This is a genomic window from Vibrio sp. CUB2 (genome assembly GCF_001557945.1).
Taxonomy (GTDB): domain Bacteria; phylum Pseudomonadota; class Gammaproteobacteria; order Enterobacterales; family Vibrionaceae; genus Vibrio; species Vibrio owensii.
The window spans coordinates 200,384-219,161 of sequence record NZ_LNRB01000005.1 but is presented as its reverse complement, the minus strand read 5'-3'; the positions used below and the strand labels follow the sequence as shown (position 1 = coordinate 219,161).

General features: G+C 46.5%; 16 protein-coding genes. 12 read left to right on the top strand and 4 right to left on the bottom strand.

Translation table 11 applies throughout. The annotated features are described in order from the left end of the window. Positions 1–54: 54 nt before the first annotated feature. The 4 genes from prpC to ATB78_RS10115 all read right to left on the bottom strand — a co-directional run bounded on the left by prpC (position 55) and on the right by ATB78_RS10115 (position 4,113). Complete coding sequence (gene prpC / locus ATB78_RS10130; RefSeq protein WP_038894135.1) at positions 55–1,197, bottom strand: 2-methylcitrate synthase; 1,143 nt, start codon at positions 1,195–1,197, stop codon at positions 55–57. 119 nt (positions 1,198–1,316) lie between these two features. Further along, positions 1,317–2,213, bottom strand: coding sequence for a methylisocitrate lyase (gene prpB / locus ATB78_RS10125; RefSeq protein ID WP_061008590.1), 897 nt, complete (start codon positions 2,211–2,213; stop codon positions 1,317–1,319). A 12-nt stretch (positions 2,214–2,225) separates the two neighbouring features. Then, positions 2,226–2,945, bottom strand: a complete 720-nt coding sequence (locus ATB78_RS10120; RefSeq protein ID WP_050921643.1) for a GntR family transcriptional regulator — start codon at positions 2,943–2,945, stop codon at positions 2,226–2,228. Between the two features lie 277 nt (positions 2,946–3,222). After that, positions 3,223–4,113 (bottom strand): hypothetical protein, encoded by an 891-nt coding sequence (locus ATB78_RS10115; protein ID WP_005426534.1) that lies wholly within the window; start codon positions 4,111–4,113, stop codon positions 3,223–3,225. A gap of 134 nt (positions 4,114–4,247) precedes the next feature. Between ATB78_RS10115 and tssI the strand changes: the two genes are divergently transcribed. From tssI to tssH, 12 genes are all read left to right on the top strand, one after another. Then, positions 4,248–6,230 carry a type VI secretion system tip protein TssI/VgrG gene (tssI, locus tag ATB78_RS10110; RefSeq protein ID WP_061008589.1) on the top strand — a complete coding sequence of 661 codons (1,983 nt, stop codon included), beginning with the start codon at positions 4,248–4,250 and terminating at the stop codon, positions 6,228–6,230. Continuing rightward, a complete protein-coding gene (locus ATB78_RS10105; protein WP_061008588.1) occupies positions 6,230–6,838 on the top strand; it encodes a hypothetical protein in 609 nt (202 codons plus the stop codon). Before tssI ends, ATB78_RS10105 begins: the two co-directional genes overlap by 1 nt. Further along, positions 6,835–7,137: a PAAR domain-containing protein gene (locus tag ATB78_RS10100; RefSeq protein ID WP_005426629.1), complete on the top strand. Its 303-nt coding sequence runs from the start codon at positions 6,835–6,837 to the stop codon at positions 7,135–7,137. The genes ATB78_RS10105 and ATB78_RS10100 overlap by 4 nt, the downstream gene beginning before the upstream one ends. A gap of 201 nt (positions 7,138–7,338) precedes the next feature. Further along, positions 7,339–8,808, top strand: a complete 1,470-nt coding sequence (locus tag ATB78_RS10095; protein ID WP_061008587.1) for a type VI secretion system ImpA family N-terminal domain-containing protein — start codon at positions 7,339–7,341, stop codon at positions 8,806–8,808. 33 nt (positions 8,809–8,841) lie between these two features. Further along, a complete protein-coding gene (locus ATB78_RS10090; protein ID WP_005426582.1) occupies positions 8,842–9,363 on the top strand; it encodes a type VI secretion system tube protein Hcp in 522 nt (173 codons plus the stop codon). Positions 9,364–9,383: 20 nt separating this feature from the next. Continuing rightward, the gene (tssB, locus tag ATB78_RS10085; protein WP_061008586.1) at positions 9,384–9,887 is read left to right on the top strand and encodes a type VI secretion system contractile sheath small subunit; all 504 of its coding nucleotides are present in this window, start codon (positions 9,384–9,386) and stop codon (positions 9,885–9,887) included. Then, a complete protein-coding gene (gene tssC, locus ATB78_RS10080) occupies positions 9,887–11,365 on the top strand; it encodes a type VI secretion system contractile sheath large subunit (protein WP_005451931.1) in 1,479 nt (492 codons plus the stop codon). Before tssB ends, tssC begins: the two co-directional genes overlap by 1 nt. Positions 11,366–11,596: 231 nt before the next feature. Continuing rightward, on the top strand, positions 11,597–12,991 hold the full coding sequence (locus tag ATB78_RS10075; protein WP_061008585.1) for a type VI secretion system contractile sheath large subunit: 1,395 nt from the start codon (positions 11,597–11,599) through the stop codon (positions 12,989–12,991). Beyond that, complete coding sequence (tssE, locus tag ATB78_RS10070; protein ID WP_061008584.1) at positions 12,991–13,413, top strand: type VI secretion system baseplate subunit TssE; 423 nt, start codon at positions 12,991–12,993, stop codon at positions 13,411–13,413. Before ATB78_RS10075 ends, tssE begins: the two co-directional genes overlap by 1 nt. Then, entirely contained in the window at positions 13,406–15,157 is a 1,752-nt protein-coding gene (tssF, locus tag ATB78_RS10065; protein WP_061008583.1) for a type VI secretion system baseplate subunit TssF, read from the top strand. The genes tssE and tssF overlap by 8 nt, the downstream gene beginning before the upstream one ends. 12 nt (positions 15,158–15,169) lie before the next feature. Then, a complete protein-coding gene (locus ATB78_RS10060) occupies positions 15,170–16,108 on the top strand; it encodes a type VI secretion system baseplate subunit TssG (protein ID WP_173400135.1) in 939 nt (312 codons plus the stop codon). Between the two features lie 57 nt (positions 16,109–16,165). Beyond that, positions 16,166–18,772 (top strand): type VI secretion system ATPase TssH, encoded by a 2,607-nt coding sequence (gene tssH / locus ATB78_RS10055; RefSeq protein WP_061008582.1) that lies wholly within the window; start codon positions 16,166–16,168, stop codon positions 18,770–18,772. Positions 18,773–18,778: the final 6 nt, after the last annotated feature.

Below are 18,778 nucleotides of genomic sequence, written 5' to 3'. Positions count from 1 at the left end.
AGACGCCCCTTGTGAATGCCATGAAAGACGAAGCTCACAAAGAGGCGTCACGCGCTAGCGTTGTTCGATTGGCACCCAGTCTTGATGATCCGGTCCGGTATAATCCGCACTTGGGCGAATGATTCGGTTGTTCGCGCGTTGTTCATACACGTGCGCCGCCCAGCCTGTCAGTCGGCTCATCACAAAGATTGGCGTAAACAATTTGGTTGGAATATCCATGAAGTGGTAAGCCGAAGCATGGAAGAAGTCGGCATTACAGAACAGACCTTTCTCGCGCTTCATGACGGATTCCACACGCTCAGAGACCGCATAAAGATGTGTGTCACCCACCTCTTTCGATAACGCTTCTGACCAACGCTTGATCAGTGCATTACGAGGATCACTTTCGCGATAAATCGCATGCCCAAAGCCCATGATTTTGTCTTTGTTCTTTAACATCTGAAGAATGTTGGCTTCTGCTTCATCTGGCGTTTGCCAATCTTGAATCATCTCCATCGCCGCTTCGTTTGCACCGCCATGAAGTGGACCACGTAGCGTGCCGATAGCAGCTGTGATACAAGAATGAAGATCAGAAAGCGTAGAAGCACACACGCGCGCCGCAAATGTTGAGGCATTAAACTCATGCTCTGCATAAAGAATCAGAGAACAGTGCATCACCTTTTTGTGCGTTTCGCTTGGTGCTTTATCAGTAAGAAGTTTTAGGAAGTAGCCGCCTATGCAGTCTTCGCTGTTATCGTGCGTTTTGATTCGTACGCCATCGTGGCTGAAGCGATACCAGTAACAAATGATGGCAGGGAAAAGCGCCAGCATTCGCTCAGTAGCATGGAGCTGTTGCTCAAAGTCCATTTCTTGCTCTAAGTTACCCAGCATAGAGCAACCTGTGCGCATAACGTCCATCGGGTGAGCATCAGAAGGGATCAGCTCTAACGCTTGCTTAAGCTCCGCTGGTAAGCCACGCAAGCTCAATAGATGTGTCTTGTAGGCGTCTAGCTCTTGTTGATTAGGTAAGTGACCGCGTAACAGCAAATGCGCGACTTCTTCAAATTGAGCATGATTTGCCAAGTCCGTAATATCGTAACCACGATACGTTAGACCTGTCCCCGTTTTACCGACAGTGCATAAAGCTGTGCTTCCAGCGCTTTGACCGCGTAGACCTGCGCCACCTATCTCAGCTTTCTTTTCTACAGAATGAGGCATTGTTGAACTCCTTTTCTGTCTGATTTGGATCTCTTAATGGGCTCTTTTGAATCAGACAATTTTCACGTTATTGGATTAGAGATTCTTTTCTTGGGCTTCCGTTTGTTTCTTTGTTGACCTTATTTACCCTCCGAAAACAGCTTGTCTAACTTATTCTCGTAGTCGTGGTAATTAAGGTGCTCATACAGCTCTTTTCGTGTCTGCATTGAATCAAGCAACGCTTCTTGGTTGCCAACTTCAAGCAAGTGTTTGTAAACCATCTCAGCCGCTTTGTTCATTGCACGGAATGCGCTCAATGGGTACAAAACCATGTCCACTTTGGATTGGGCTAACTCTTCACAGCCGTATAGCGGCGTTTGTCCAAACTCAGTAATGTTGGCAAGAATTGGAACGTGCTTCCCTGTCTCGTCTTCAAGCGCTGCCGAGAACTGTTGATATTGGTCGAGCTGATTCATTGCCTCAGGGAAGATCATATCTGCGCCCGCTTCCACACATGCAATCGCTCGTTCAATCGCGCTATCCATGCCTTCCACCGCTAACGCATCAGTACGAGCCATAATGACAAAGCTCTCGTCATTACGCGCATCCACCGCCGCTTTCACTCGGTCGACCATTTCTTGTTGGCTAACAATCGCTTTGTTTGGGCGATGACCACAACGCTTCTGCGCCACTTGGTCTTCCATGTGCACTGCCGCCGCACCCGCTTTTTCCATCGCTTTGATAGTGCGTGCAATGTTAAAAGCACCACCAAAGCCCGTATCGATATCAACCAATAACGGCAAATCACACGCGTTGGTGATGCGGTCTACGTCCACCAAAACATCGTTCAATGTTGTGATGCCAAGATCTGGCAAACCGTAAGATGCGTTGGCGATGCCGCCACCCGACAAATAGATGGCTTGGTGACCCAAGTTTTTCGCCATCATGGCGCAGTATGGGTTAATGGTGCCGACGATCTGCAGCGGGTTATTTTGCTCAATGGCGAGTCTGAACTTCGCCCCCGGAGATAAGCTCATGACAATTTCCTTCTAGTCTTGTTCTCTATCTTTATTTTCAGAATGTAGAATCTGTAATTCGATAAGTTTTCGGCTGCCTGAGATGTGCCTTCTCATCAGCATTTCTGCCAACTCTTCATCACGGTTGCGAATCGCTTGCAGAATGAATTTGTGTTCGTTGAGTGCTTCATTAGGACGAGATTGTGCACGCGGTGATTGGTAGCGATACATGCGCAACAAGTGATACAGCTCGTCGCAAAGCAGAGAGATAAGCTTGCTGTTTCTGCTCGCTTGAATGATTCGATAGTGGAAATCGAAGTCACCATGCTGGTGGAAGTAAGACGATCCTTCAACTTCGTCAATATGTTTGGAATGTGTCGACAATAGCATTTCCAAACTCAGTAACTCTTCTTGAGTGATATAGCGAGCCGCGAGCCTTGCAGCCATGCCTTCTAACGCTTCACGGACGGAATACAATTCGATGAGCTTTTCTGGAGAGAAAGTGATCACACGAGCACCAACATGCGGAATGCGTTCAATCAACCCAAGTCCTTCTAGGCGCATCATGGCTTCACGTAAAGGGCCTCTACTCACTTGATATTTCTTGGCTAATTCTGGCTCTGAGATTTTACTACCCGGTTCAATTTCACCACTCACGATCGCTTCCACTAACGATTCGGTCAGCGATTCAGATTTAGTGTGCTCCTTCTCAGAGACAATCACTTTATGACGAGTTTTCAATTCTGTATTCATATTCAAGGCACTCGTATTTAGAAATCAAAGTGTCAACAATTTGTTAACTTGAATATAAAATAGACGATCAGATTGTCGACAATCAAGCAAATTGTCGACAATTTAGACTAAGGTATAGTGTTATTGAGTGATTTGTGAGTGAATAAATAGATAAATTAATGAAAAAATCCAGAAATTGTCGACAATAAAAAATCAATAAATTCAGCAAGTAAAAAGAATTCGGGAGCACAACAGCTCCCTACTTGGGTTTAATTTGCTAACGAACGGTCAGATTTGCCTAGTTGACCAGCTTGTAGGTTAAGTCTTTTTCATCCAACAAACCGGATTCAACGAGGTTTCTCTCCAACATCATATCTTGCAGTTGTTTCAGCGAATTGATGTTGCCGTAACTACGGCGGATCTGGTCAAACGCTTCTTCTAGTTGCGGTAAGTTTTGTGCATTCATCTGATCAGTCGTTGCTTCAGAAGCCGCCAAGAACCACTCCACATCCTTGGTGATTTCTTGCACTTGAATCAAGCTTTCACGCAATTTCGCTTGGTAGTGCTCCACCTCTTTGATAGCAGAAAAGAACTCCGTCCAAGCTTGCATGTTATCGATAGCCGATGTGGAAGACATGGTGGTTTTGTTGAGTTTCACACGGGATTCATTGATCGCCTCTTTGAGCTTGAATAAACGCAAACTGAGCTCATCAGAACGCTTTGGTAACAGCTTCACCTCGTACTTCACGAGTTTACGAATCGCATGAATGTGTTCATCACGCTTACGCGCAGAAAGCGCCAAGAACTCGTGATCGACTTTTCCTACCGAGTTGGTTTTAAGTTGCTTGCGAGCAGATTCAATTTTTTTGTTAAGAAGAGATTTAACGCCTTTCTTTGAGCCTTCTTCCCACGCTTTGCGAGAAGCGGCTTTTAACGCTGCGCCACCTGCGACTTCCAACAGGGCTGCCCCCTCTTTCGAGCCGGGAAATGGAATCATCCCGATACCAGTCCTTACCCCTTTTTGCGCAATATCCATCGCGACCATTTTCTTGTCACGTTTTACCCAGTTCTTGGCAGATTGGTATTTATTACCGAATTTTCTCGCCCAACTTTTGTGATATGACTTACTGTCCTTTTCTACATTTTGCAAAAATTCTTTCGCCATCTTTTTTGCATTTTGACTCGCCATAAAGAACTCCTTTTCTTTTAATAAATCGAATAGCGAATAAGATCTAATACTGCTATTTTTTGAGTAATTTGATTAATAATAGTATTTATATTTAAAATTTTTATTATTGAAAAGTTCAAGCATAAGGATATGCAATGGCTGATAAATACAGCAGTTCGGCTAGTTTGATGTCTGCAAAAGACTCAAGTAATCAAGAACATATCATAAGTAATGCAACAATAAAGCAAGCCTTATCAGAGCCTTTTGAAATCAAAGCAATGCTGGTATCCAGTGGCTTTGACATGCAAGATCAACTAGGTCAGTTCCTTACAATAAACCGTTATTTCAACGAATCTGGCAGTAATACACTCAATCGTTCCTACAATGGAGTTGTGACATTGATCCAACATTTAGGAATGGATTCTAATTTGCAAAATCACCAATACGAAATAACGCTCAAACCGTGGTTTTGGTTATTAAAACACACACATTCTTTCCGGGTTTATCAAAATCAATCCACACAAGAAATTGTCAGTGATATTTTCGATAACGCAGGTTTCAAAGGTAACTATAAAATATCCAGCATGCCTTCGACCAAGCGTGAATATTGTTTGCAATATAACGAATCGGATTTTGACTTCGTTTCTCGCCTGCTCGCTGAAGAAGGCGTTCATTATTATTTTGAGCATGCGAGTGGTTCACACACCATGATTTTGCAAGATGCTCAAACCCCATTTGATAAAGCCAGCACAGCGAAATTTGATATGAAGGAAACGCCGACAGGCTCACTTCCTTTGCTTGAAGATTGGTGCCCTACCGTTGCCTTTCATGGCGCGAGTGTCGAACTATCAAGCTACGATTATTCGCAGACGAAACTCATCACCAGCGGCAGTAAAACCTCCAGCAATACCATTGCCAACAACACTAAACTCGCCAGCACGCGTTACCCGACTTTGGGTATCAGCGGGGACATGACGGATCTCTCAAGCAATCTTGCCAAACGTCGAATCGAGTATGTCGAGCAGGATTACCAAAGTGTCATTGCCAGCGCAAAACATGATCTCTTCGAGCTCGGTACTTACTTCTCGCTCTCAAGCCATCTAGACAAAGATCAACTTGGTGACTTTTCGGTCATCAGTATGGAAGTGGAATACACTGAAAGTGCACAGAGCAGCACCAGACTGAAAGTGATCCCAAAAGATACCCCTCACTACCCGCAACCTCGCTCAAAACAAGTGGTTCAGGGCTTGCAAAGCGCAGTCGTTGCAGGCTCAACCGCGGGTGATATTAATCAGGACGAACAAGGTCGTGTGCGTATTCAGTTCCAATGGGATACAGACGCAACTGGCGACAAAACCAGTTGTTATGTTCGTGTCGCACAAATGCTTGCGGGAAGTGGTTACGGTGCTCAATTTGTGCCGCGTGCCGGACAAGAAGTGCTGGTCTCTTTCATCGATGGCGATCCAGATAGACCTATCATCACGGGCAGCGTTTACAACAGCAAAAATGCCCCGCCTTATGCCGAAGCCAATACAGCAAAGTCTGGCATCAAAACTCAACTTTCTGGACAGAGTAACGAGCTCTACTTCGATGATAAAAAAGACAATGAACTGCTGTACCTTCATGCAGCCAAAGACCTGACGCAAGAAGTTGAAAACAACCAAACCGAAACCATCAAGGGCGAATTGAGCCAGACGGTCACCAAAGCGGTATCAGTGTCGACAGAAGACAACTACTCGCTGAGCGTAACCAAAGCACTTAGCGAAAAAGCCAAGTCGATTTCGATTGAAGCTGACGATTCTATCGAGCTCAAAGTTGGCTCAAGCAAAATAACCCTGTCCTCATCATCCATTGCCATTGAAGCAACCAATATCGACGTCAAAGCCAGCAGCGCGCTGAATTTGGAAGGGACCAACGTCACCAGCAAAGCCACTTCAGCCAACAAGGTTTCAGGTACCACGACGGCGCTTGATGCAACCAGTTCAAACAGCATTTCTGGCCTGAGTATTTCCATCAAAGCGGACACCACGCTCTCTGCTGAAGGCTCTTTGAGTGCGGAGTTTAAATCAGGCCTTAAAGCGACATTCGATGGTGGCGTAATGGGTGAAGTGAAAGGCGCAATTGTAAAGGTTAACTAATGAAATATAAGAAAATTCCATACCAGACGGCTGGGCAAATATTACCGAGATTCAAAGCCAGTGACGAAGCAAAGGCACTACTCGACGAGGAAACCAGCATCAGCGATGCAATTCAATCTCTCACAGACAAAGAGCTCTACAACGATCTCGTACAGTTTTTGACGCACGCTCTGCCCGTCCGTGAAGCCATCTGGTGGGGAGCACTGTGTTTAAATCAACGTAATCAAGAATGGTCACCACTTCAAAAACAAAGTGTCGAAACTTGTATGGCTTGGGTGCGTTCACCCTCCGAAGAATTGCGCCGCAAAGCCGAACATCTCTCTCATCGATTGGAACTGAATTGCGGCCCATCTTGGCTTGCTCAAGCGGTATTTTGGAATGGTTCTGGCAGCATCGTTGCACCAGATATTCCACCCGTTATGCCTGATCCATTTTTGTATGCCAAAGCGACTGCAGGCGCGATAAATCACGCAGCCGCTTTGCCTCAATGGGACAAAACTAAACCTTATTATCAAGCCGCAATCGCGATGGCTCTGAATATTGCTGCGGGCGGTCAAGGTACTTCAGATAGCCAATCACAAACTGCAGTACAAGGAGAAGTACGATGACGTTACCTGCTGCTCGTATCACTGACATGCATGTATGCCCAATGCAGACACCAGCAACCCCACCAATTCCTCATGTGGGTGGTCCGGTCACCGGCCCCGGGGCACCTACTGTGTTGATCGGTAGCTTACCGGCCGCGACAGTAAGTGACGTTTGCGTGTGCGTTGGAACCCCAGATTCTATCGCGATGGGAAGCACGACCGTGCTATTAAGCAATAAGCCTGCCGCCCGAATGGGAGACACCACTTCTCATGGTGGCAGTATTGTTGCCGGTATGCCCACAGTGCTTATAGGGGGATAAAACCTCTTTATAAATCAGGATATTATATTGATAGGTGTATTCCTCCGACCAATTTTTTGGATCGACATCTTAGTTTTTATTAAATAGTTAATTTTTATCGGCTATTTAGGAAAATCCTCACTAGACTGAAGTTTACAAACTATGAAACCAGAGGAACGGAATTATCTCTGGCTTAATAAAACAATAATTCATGGATTGAATATGGTTGATATTGATAGTCTTTTGGCACCGATCACAGATGGATCGCCGAGTGGCGTCTATCTAAAACTCGATAGAAGTGCCTATCGAGCACTGAGAAACAGTTACAATGCGGCGCAATCGTCATTTCGCCAGTTGGTGGAAACGCCCGAAGCATCCAGTGATGAATCCTTACTTGAGAGTAATGATGAAAACTGGACGCAACTGCGTACCGCGACATTTCACGCTCTCACCCAGTCAAGCAAAGACTTGGAGTTACTAGGTTGGTATATCACCAGTCAGTTGTTCACCGACGCACCCTATCGAAACCTTGCCGACGCAACGCAAGTTCTTCTAAGCACCGTGGAGCAGTTTTGGGACTCTCTCAATCCATTCCTTCCTGAAGACAAACTAAAAAGCGCTGAGGAGTCTGGCATAGCGAGAGAACGTGCTGAGTTCCGTATGAAGCCTTTGCTACAGCTTGTTGGCGAAACTCATGATACAACTGCCCTGTATATGCCTTTGCAGTTAATCGGCTTGATTGATGACATCACTTTTGCAGATTACCTACGTGCAGAGCGCAACGGTTCGCTTGGCGAAATCAAAACGAAAGCGCAAAACCTTTTCAGCGCAGACACGCAAGACATCTTAATGGATCTGGCGCAAACGTATAAGAATCTTGATACTACAGAACAAGCCATCGCGAAGCATTGCCAACCAATTAACGCCACGCCAGTAAGTTTCAAATTCATCAAAGAAAACATCGCTGAACTTATAAATGCGATTCGTTACCTCACCGAAGATAATTTTTCCAAGTGGCCGTTAGACGAAAAATTTAGGCTGTTAAAAGATGAACCACAAGACGCTGAGATAGAACTACCAAGCGTAAGTGCTGTTGAGCCGACTGATAACATATTGGAATCAGTTGCTCAAACAACGGGTCAAGCGAGTAAAGAAACGAGCCAAACGTCTTCTACTCAGCAAATCGATTCTGTGCCCCCCACTTCAACCACACAGACTCACCCCCTTATCCAAGCGCCTTCCGTTAGCATCGATGTTCAAGTACACAATCGCGACCACGCCTTTCATGAACTTAGAAAGCTCGCCGACTACTTCAAACAAACCGAGCCACACAGCCCTGTTCCGTTCTTGCTAGAGCGCGCAATTCGTTGGGGTTATCTGAGCTTACCAGAACTACTCCAAGAAATGACTGGTGGCAACAACCAAGTGCTCGACCATATCAATCAACTCACAGGAATGGACAATTTAGAACAAACCATTCTGAAGAGAATTCCTGAACCACAATCAGTGCCAGAGTCGGTTCCGACCGTACCACCTGCGACTGAGGTTCAAACTGCCTCTAATGAGGAGTCTCAAAGTGCAACGTCAATTGAAACAACAACGTCAGAGCAAAGCGACACTCCAAATACAACCAACCAACCAGAAGTAAAAACTACTCAATCGTCGAGCGGTATTACCGATTTCGAGTGGTGAAGCAAAAAATGCTAAAAAGCAAAGGAGAACCAAATGGCTTCTATTTACATGAGAATTGATGGCACCACACCAAAAGGTGCTGCAACGGTAGAAAAGATCGGTGGCAAGGATGGATTTTTTGCTATTGATACAGTGAACTGGAGTGCCGTTCGTGGCGTTGGCATCGACGTCGGTAATGCGAACAACGCAGACCAAGGCATGGTCGCGCTAGGTGAAGTGAACATCTCTCGTGGCTGTGATGGTGCGACACCGTACTTAACGACTTTCCTTTACGCGCCAGGTGGTGAAGGCAAAACCATCGAAATCGTGATGACTAAGCCAAACCGTGAAGGTTCTGGTGCAGATCCATACCTAATCCTGACACTGAGCGCAGCACGTATGTCGAGCTACAACATGGGCGCGTCGGATGGTCACCTGCCAAATGAATCATTCAGCCTGACATACACCGAGATTTCAAAAGCGTACTACATCGAAGGCGAAGGCGGCAAAATCGAGAAAGGTCCTGAAGTGGGCTTTGACGCAACGACAGCGAAAGTTACTTCGACAGCTTCTTAATGGAATAAGGAGATACCATTATGGCACTGAACTCCCAACACAAGCGAGTTAGCAAAAACCGTGTAAGTATTACTTACGATGTCGAGACGAATGGCGCAGTAGAAACCAAAGAACTCCCTTTTGTGGTGGGAGTCATTGGTGATTATTCGGGTCACAAGCAAGACAAAGAAGACGTAGAAGATCGCACCTTCTATAACGTCGACAAAGACAACTTCGATACTGTTATGAAGCGTGTTGGCCCTGAGTTATCACTCAAAGTGGACAACGTTTTGGTTGATGACGACAGCCAAATCGAAGCGAGTCTGAAATTCTCATCAATGAAAGATTTCGAGCCTGAAGCCATCGTTGAGCAAGTTGAACCGCTCAAGAAGCTTGTTGAGACTCGTAACCAACTCAAAGTACTGCTTTCAAAAGCGGACCGTTCTCGTGATCTAGAGAAACTACTCAAGGAAGTGCTGCAAAGCGCAGACACTATCAACGCCCTTTCCGATGAGCTAGGCATCCAGAAAGAAGGAGCAGAATAATGACGACGGAAGTTGAAAACCAACCACAAGCAGAAGCGGCTGAAGCTTCGCTGAGCTTTCTGGATCGTGCAATCGAAGCGACCACACAAACGCCAGCGGACACAACAAAAGAACTGTTCTCAGTGTTGGCAGAGCAAGCGCTAAGCGGCACGGTAACATGGGACAAGAACGTCACCAAAACGATTGAAAACGCCATCGTAGAGATCGACAAAAAGCTTTCTAAACAGCTATCAAAAGTCATGCAAGAAAATGACTTCCAAAAGCTAGAAGGTTCATGGCGTGGTCTGCAAAAACTGGTTAAAGAGAGCGACTTAGGACGCTCACTGAAAATCAAAATGGTCGACTACACCAAAGACGAGCTGCTTGATCAGTTTGAAGATGCACCAGCCATCGACCGTAGCCCACTGTTTAACGCGGTATACCAAGGCGAATACGGCACAGCAGGTGGTGAACCATACGGCACCTTCATCGGTGACTACGAGTTCAGCGCAAAAGATGAAGACGTCGCCCTACTACGCTACATGGGTGAAGTAGCCGCTGCGTGTCACGCTCCGTTCGTTGCCGCAGCAAACGCAGAAATGTTTGAGTTCAATGACTTCACTACCTTTGAAGAAGGTAAACCTGTCGCGGCTGGTTTTGATTCTCCGGCTTACGCTGCATGGAACTCGTTCCGTGAAAGTGACGACGCACGTTACGTAACTCTAACACTACCTCGTACACTGGCTCGCCTTCCTTACGGTGAGAAAGGTCTTGGCACCAAGCTGTTTAGCTACGAAGAGTTAAACACTGACCAAGATGGCAACCCGAATCCATCAAGCAATGATGAGTTGGTTTGGTCAAATGCCGCTTACGAGTTGGGTCTGAAAATGACGCAAGCGTTCACTGCGTACGGTTGGTGTACAGCAATTCGCGGCCTGGATAACGGCGGTAAAGTGGAAAACCTACCAAACCTAACGTACAAAACCGAAGCTGGCGACTTGGTTCAGCAATGTCCAACAGAAGTGAACCTAACCGACGAACGCGAGAAAGAGTTAAGTGACCTAGGCTTCTTGCCACTGGTTCACTACAAGAACTCAAACTACGGTGTGTTCATCGGTGGTCAAACAACACAGCAACCGAAGACGTACACAGATCCAGATGCAACAGCAAACGCAGCGATTTCAGCGCGTCTTCCTTACATCATGGCAAGTGGTCGCATCGCTCACTACTTGAAAGTCATGGGCCGCGACAAGCTAGGTTCAAACCTAGAAGCACCAGACATTCAACGTGAACTTCAGTTGTGGATCGATCAATACACCAACGCTGGTGCAATTGGTAACGATCAACGAGCGAAAACGCCGTTGGCGGAGTCTCGCATAGAAGTGGTTGAACAACCGGGTAAACCGGGCGCGTATTCAGCCGTTGCTCACCTAAGACCTTGGCTACAACTTGAAGAACTGACTACGTCGGTTCGCATGGTAGCGAAGATCCCGGGTTAATACCGATCACAGTAAGTAAGTGGTCAGAGTTAGAGCAGGAATAACGCTTGAGAACAAGGCTAAAATTTTCGGTAAGTAGTTATTCTACAATCAAAATTTTAAACGAAGTTATCGAGCGTTATAACCAGCTAGAATGACCAGTTATTTACTACGATCGGTATACGCATAATAAAGCTTGGTCGGAGTAGGATGCTTCGACCAAGCCAATTCAATTTAGGTCACAAGGATAGTATGAGTAAGATTTATCACTCAGGTTGGCAGACCCAATTTACACAGCTAGACGATAAAGACAGCGACTTTTTACAAGAGGCGCTCTCTTTACTGTCTCAAGTGTCTCGCTCCGCGCTAGACAATTCAGATGCTCTTATCACACATGTTTCGCGCCTAATTGCAGAGATTGACAATAAGCTCTCGAAACAGATGGATACTTTACTGCATCATCCAGAATTTGAGGCACTGCAAACCAATTGGCTAGGGCTTCAAGGCTTAGCCACCCTGCCCGTTAATTACCAACGCACTCAACTCAAGCTACTCAATATGAGTTGGGAAGAAGTGTCTTCCGACGTCAATCAAGCCTACAGCACCAAAACGTCTGAGCTGTACAACAAGATCGGTAACCAAGAGTTAAACACCTTGGGCGGACATCCATTCGGTTGCTTGTTATTCACACAGCCAGTAGCAGCAGATATGGATTTCGAATCTGACTACGATGATTTGTTCACTGTGGAGCTATTAAGCCGCTTGGGAGAAGCGACGTTATGCCCAATGCTATTTGCTCCGAATCGCGATTTCTTTGTCGAATCAGGCGCAGACTGGCTGTCTGACATCAACCGAATCGAGAAGATCCTTGCTAGTCCTGATTACCAATCGTGGCAGTCCTTACGCAGTAAGTCCTCTGCGCGTTTTGTCGGTTTAGTGATGCCAGAAATGTGTATGCGTACACGTTATCAAAACGCCAAAGTGGGATTCATCTACAACGAGAAGCAAAACGGGCTTTGGGGCAATGCGGGCTTTGCGTTTGTATCCACCATTATGCGAGAGCATCAACGTGTAAGTTGGTTTGGCTTCTTAAAATCTCGCTGGAACGACAACAACCAAGGTGCCGTGGTCAATCAAAACCAAAGCGATAGCCATTTTCTGATTCAACCACAAACCAAAGTGACCTTGTTTGGGCAACTGTCGACCTTCTACAGTCGCAGCGGTTTTATCCCTCTAACTAAGAGTCCTTTGAGCGATAAGTTTTACTTCAATGGTAACAATTCGATTTGGCACAACAGCGAGTCTGATAACGAGAAAGTCCTTACTCAAATCCAAACCTCGTTGATGTCTTGTCGTATTGCACATTATCTCAAAGTACAAGTACGCGAAATGATCGGTAGCTTCAAAACAGCTGCTGAGTGTGAGTTATTCCTCTCCCAATGGGTTGAAAAATTCTCTAGCAACGTCGCGTATGCCAACGAAGAAACCCTATCAAAATACCCATTGAGTTTTGCAAAGATCAGCGTGTGCGACTCTGATCATCATCCGGGCAATTTCGTCTGTACTTTGCGCATCGTACCGCAGTATCAATACGACCATTTCAGCGGCGAAGTGGTGCTGACAACAGAATTGGATGAGGTGGCGTAATGAGTTTTTGGCGTACTTTTGTGCAAACTGCCCCTACCACTCGTCAAGATGATATCGAGGACATTAAATATCACCTGACTCGTCTGTTCGATTCGGAAGCCTCACTGATGAGCATTGATGATCGGTTAACCGAAGTGCAGCGCTCTAACTACCGTTTTGGCATCGAGGATGTGCACCTGTTGAGTGCCAGTCTCGACCACCAGCAATTAGCCCTCAAACTAGAAAACTACATTCGACATTTCGAGCCACGCCTTAGCCAAGTCATGGTTGAACTGGTTGAGCGTAAAGCGGGAGAAAACACCATCGCGTTCAATATTGTCGCCAAAGCCAAAACGGCACAGGGCGAAAAAGAGCTGATTTTTGATTCCAAGATTTCATTAAGCGACATGACCACCGATATGAAGGAGGATTTGTATGAGTGATCCTCTACTGCGTTATTACGAGCAAGAACTGACTTTTGTTCGCCGTGCTCTCGGTCAATTTGGCTCTGAACATCCAGAACACGCACAACGTCTCAATATCCATCAGGGACAAATCGAAGACCCGAGTTTAGCCCGCTTATTGGATGGCGTGGCACTACTGAATGCCAACGTCGAAAAACGTCTATCTGAGCAAATCCCTGAAGTTGTCGAAGGATTACTTGGCGTACTCTACCCAAGTTACATTCAAACTGTGCCAAGTGTGGCGTATCTAGAAATGAGCACAGATGCCCCTTCCACTGACAGCACGACGCTTCCCAAAGGCACACGCTTTTCTTCCGAGTCACAAGGCAAAACATGTTTGTTCACCACAACGGACGAGCTCAAAACGACACCATTTGCACTGATTGACACCAAGGCAAGCAGCGCGCCCTTTGACTTCAATCGCCCACAAGGCAGTGAACAAACGACCGCCGTTATTCAGCTCACTCTGTCTACTGGCGATGATGATGTGCACTTTAGTCAATTAGCGTTAGAAGATCTCGACTTCTTCGTTCAAGGTTTCGAGAACAATGCGGATTCCTTGGTTGAACTGCTGCTCAGTGAAGCGCGTGCAATATCGATTTCCGACATCAATGGTGAGAATCACGCTGTCTTGGCGGCGAACCAGCTAAAGAGCCGAATCAGCGATAATCAGTTTCAGTTTCTACCACAAAAAGGCAATCAATTTTCTGGCTACCATTTGATGAACGAATTTTTCTTCTTCAAAGAGAAACGTCAGTTCTTCCGTCTTAAAGGCTTTGGTGAAGCCTGTCAGCAACATGATTGCTCCACTGTGGTATTAAACCTGTTCATGCACTCTTTGCCGATGGAGTTTATCCGCTTATTCGATAACCAAGTGTTTAAGCTCAATGTGGTGCCTGCGGTGAACTTATTCGAACAAACAGGCGAACCAACCAGCTATGACCAACGCAGCCTGACCATTCCCGTTAATGCCGATGCCCATACCGATAATGAAATTCAAGTGGTCGACATTTTGGATGTGTTTGAGATTACGTCGAGCGGTCAAAAACTGCTGACGCCACTGTTTAAAGACAGTTACCAAAGCGACCCACATTGCGATTACTGGCAAAGCCGAAAAGATTCCACAGGTGAACTGCGATTGGCGATCAGCCTGAACGCCAACCAAGAGCTCGAATTCAACAAACTCTATGGCACTCGCCTTCTTTGTACCAATGGCAAACAAGCGTGCACCATAAATGGTGAGATGACATGTTTAGAGCCAATCGATTTACCCGGCGATTTTCATTCGCTCTACCCGCCGTCGGCTCCGATAGAACGGGAATCTGACGCTAATATGCACTGGCAATTTATCGGGCTTCTGAACAGTAACTTCTCGTCACTTTTGCACTCTGAAGATCCGACTCAGCAGCTTAAGCAAATGCTGCAATTGTGTAGTCGTAATCAGTTGGTAAGCGATGAAATTCAGATGATTCAGTCAGTAAAAGTGCGCTCGCAAGTTTCATCGATGCGCATTCTAGACAAGAACGTCTTCTCTCCGGGCACAGAGATTGAAATCACTCTCGACACCTCTGGCAACTATCTGACTTTCACCGATGTGTTGAATCGCTTCTTCCAACAGTTTTGTAGTTTTGATCGCTACATTCAGCTCACAATTCGTCTTTATGGCAAAGATGGTATTGCGAGGCGTTATCCAAAAATCCACGGGAGCCAGCGCTCGATGTAGCGTGGAAGATAGATGATGTCGATGTCACTGATTAACGATTTGAAAGCGAACCCACATGAGTATGACTTTGCTCAAGCAATGCGATTGCTGATGCAAATGGCAAAACAGTCTGGGCATAAGCTGAAGTTAGAGCTCAAAGCGGAAGCCATGCCTCATGGTGATGCCGACGATATTCAATACTTCTCGTTCAGTGACCACAGCGCCAAGGTTCGTATTGCGCAGCAAGCACTATCTGGTGCACAAGGGGTTATCCCAAACTACATCTATGAGGAATTGTTGTTTGCACTGCATAACGACGATCACGCACTCAAGGACTTTTTAGACGTATTCAATCAACGCCATTTTGAACTTGCCGCGCAGCTAGAACTCGCTCCTCACCTCTTGGTTCAGAAAGAGCTGGCGAAAGAAAAAACCGATTTACTCAAACAACTGGCGAACCTGAAACACGAACACGGCGCGCTGTTCCAGTATTCGCTGTTGTTCGCTCAAGGGCATCGTAACTTAGAAACGTTAGAGCAGATCCTTAACGACTACTTCCCTTACCAAATCGATGTGTCGACTAAGAGCCATGAACGTCGTCAGTTACCCGCGAGTTCTCTTACCCGTTTAGGACAGAGAGATGACTATAACAGCGGAATCGGACAAGGCTTCCTCATTGGCAAAACGTGCATGACTTACAACCAACATCTTGTAGTGAGTATCCAACCTGCCAACCGCAAAGAGCTACATCAAATTCATAGAGATACTCAGTTGGCGAGCCACATGCGCCAGCTCATTCAACATTATTTACGAGACGCCACGCCGATTTCTATTTATCTCAACGTTAAGCGTGCTTATCTCGAAAAACCAAGGCTGTCTGCTCAACCAGATCAAGCCGCGAAATTGGGTGAAGTGGATTGCCTCGCCCCAGAACGTAAACCTACAGAGCGGATTCGGATTCTTCTGAAATAGCTAGGTAGACACCGCGACGACAAAGAAGGTTATCGCGCAAAAGACAAGGATAAGGTTATGACACAAGTAACGCTGACAAATTTAGTCGCCAAGTTATCGCCAGAGTTAAAACGCGCATTGGAAGCTTCTGCGGGTGCAGCTATGAACCAAGGCGTTGCTGCCATTGAGCCAGAACATTGGTTGCTCACGCTATTGAATCAGCAAGACGCGCACTTAAAAACTCTGATTGAAAGTCAGAAGATCAACCTAGATCAACTTGCTAGTGAACTGGCAAATCGTATCGAGCGCTTGCCAAAAGTACAAGACAGCCAACCAACGCTCAGCCATGCACTGACTGAACTTCTAAAAGACGCTTGGATGATTGCCTCCGTTAACTATGGACATGGTGAAATCATCAGCTTGCATCTCGTTCAAGCGCTGTTGCAGCAGAACGTCATGGGCGTATCGAGCAACAATCTCGAATCACTACAGAACGTGTCGACCGAGTCCCTGCAAGGTTTAATCAACAAAACGCCGGTTAAGCGAGCAACACAACAAAGCACAGGTGAAGCAAGTTCAGCCGCAAACACAGCAAGCGCGAGCGACGCATTGAGCAAGTACACCATCAACCTGACTCAACAAGCGATTGAAGGCAATATCGACCCGATTTCTGGGCGTAATTCTGAAGTGAGAAAAGCCATCGACATTCTTTGTCGTAAACGCCAAAACAACCCTATTTTCGTTGGTGAGCCGGGCGTGGGTAAAACCGCTGTCGTCGAAGGTTTAGCGCTGAGAATCGCAGCAGATGAAGTGCCAAGTGCGCTGCAAGGCGTCCAACTCCATTCGCTTGATTTAGGTTTGTTACAAGCAGGCGCCAGCGTAAAAGGCGAATTTGAAAATCGCCTGAAAGACGTCATCAACGAAGTGAAAAACAGCGATGTGCCAATCATTGTATTTATTGACGAAGCACACACGCTGATCGGCGCAGGTGGCGCAGCAGGACAAAATGATGCTGCTAACCTATTGAAACCCGCTCTTGCACGTGGTGAATTCAAAACCATTGCCGCAACAACATGGGCAGAGTACAAAAAGTACTTCGAGAAAGATCCTGCCCTGACTCGCCGTTTCCAAATCGTGACTGTAGAAGAGCCAAATGCGGAAGATGCCAAACAAATGCTGCGTGGCATTGCGGCTTCATTGCAAAAGCACCACGGCGCGTTTATCACTGAATCCGCGATCGATGCCGCAGTCAACCTATCCATTCGCTACTTACCTTCTCGCCAATTGCCAGATAAAGCGATCAGCTTGCTCGACACGGCTAGTGCGCGTATTGCATTAACTCAAGGTGCGAAACCAGAAGTGATTGAAGCGTTAGAGCAAACCATTCGTTATCAACAAAACGAGCAGTCTGCTTTGGAGAAAGAGTTTGATTTGTTTGGCACAGGCGCAGAAGAGATCGCCGAATTGAAGCAAGAAATCACCACCAACCAATCTCAATTAGCTGACTACCAAACTCGTTGGGAGCAAGAGATTACCTTGGTTGATGAGATTAAAGCGCTTCAACAAAGCATCACAGAAAGCGAAACGCCGGACGAAGCTCAGCAAACCCAATTGAATGCCCTTCTCGACCAATTGCACGAGCTTCAAGGCGAAGAGCCGTTAGTTAATGCAATGGTGGATGATGCGACCATTGCTCAAGTCACTTCCGGTTGGACAGGCATTCCAATCGGTAACATGATGAGTGACGAAATCGCTCGCCTATTGTCACTAGAATCAGAGCTGGATAAACGCGTTATCGGTCAAAACGTGGCGAAGCAAGAACTGGCAAAAGCGATTCGAATCTCACGCGCAGGCTTGACCGACAATCGCAAACCAATCGGTGTGTTCTTGATGTGTGGTCCAAGTGGTGTCGGTAAAACGGAAACCGCCATGGCACTCGCGGAGCAACTTTACGGAGGCAACAACGATCTCACGGTTATCAACATGACCGAGTTTAAAGAAGAACACAAAATCTCCATGTTACTTGGCTCGCCTGCCGGCTATGTTGGCTTTGGTGAAGGTGGCGTGTTAACCGAGGCGATTCGTCGCAATCCCTACTCTGTCTTGCTTTTGGATGAGATGGAAAAAGCGCATCCGGGCGTTCATGACCTCTTCTATCAAATCTTCGATAAAGGACACATCAAAGACAGTGAAGGTCGCACGGTGGATTTCAAAAACACCTTAATCATCATGACTTCTAACGCCGCAGACCAAGCGATTTGCGATGTGTGTGATGAAAACGCCGAACGCATCAGCAACGATGAGCTGCTCGAAGCAATTCGTCCCGATCTACAACGTTACTTCAAGCCTGCGTTCTTAGGACGTACCACCATCGTGCCTTATTACCCACTCAACGATGATGAACTAGCGAAGATCACCGAAATCGCACTAAACCGCATTCGCAAAAAACTGGCAGAACAGTATCAAGCGAGCTTTACATGGGATGCAGGTTTTGTGGATTTGGTTGTCAGCAAAAACACCGACCCTACGACAGGTGGTCGCGCGGTTGAGCAAATCATTAACCGCTCTTTGATGCCGAAGTTGGCAGAAGAATGCATCGCGCGCCTGAGCGCACAACAACCGATTAGCCAAGTGACGGTCACCGCAGCATCGACGCCACAGGGCTTTGAACTGGATATTCAGTAGTAACGA